This is a genomic window from Streptomyces neyagawaensis (assembly GCF_023516595.1).
Taxonomy (GTDB): domain Bacteria; phylum Actinomycetota; class Actinomycetes; order Streptomycetales; family Streptomycetaceae; genus Streptomyces; species Streptomyces neyagawaensis.
On sequence record NZ_JAMGBG010000134.1, the window covers coordinates 1 to 374 of the forward strand.

General features: G+C 71.9%; 1 protein-coding gene. It reads left to right on the forward strand.

Translation table 11 applies throughout. The annotated features are described in order from the left end of the window. Positions 1 to 5: 5 nt before the first annotated feature. Positions 6 to 374: ArsR/SmtB family transcription factor (locus tag M8J73_RS36900; RefSeq protein ID WP_249829599.1), on the forward strand; the 369-nt coding region annotated here is incomplete at its 3' end.

Genomic DNA, 374 nt, shown 5'->3' on the forward strand with positions numbered 1-374 from the left:
GATGCATGTCGAACACCAAGGTGCTGCCGTTGCTGGAACCCGCTCCCGGCGAGGCTGTAGTGCCGTGCTGCCCGCCGCTCACCGAGCGCCCGTTCACCGCGGAGGAGGCCGAGACGGCCGCGCGGATGTTCAAGGCCCTCGGCGACCCGGTGCGCCTGCGGCTGTTCTCCGCGGTGGCCTCCCACGAGGGCGGCGAGGCGTGCGTGTGCGACATCTCCGACGTGGGCGTCTCCCAGCCGACCGTCTCCCACCACCTGAAGAAGCTCAAGGAGGCCGGCCTGCTCACCTCCGAGCGGCGCGGCACCTGGGTGTACTACCGGGTCGAGCCGTCGGTGCTCGCCGCGATGGGACGCCTGCTGACCAAGGCCGCGCCG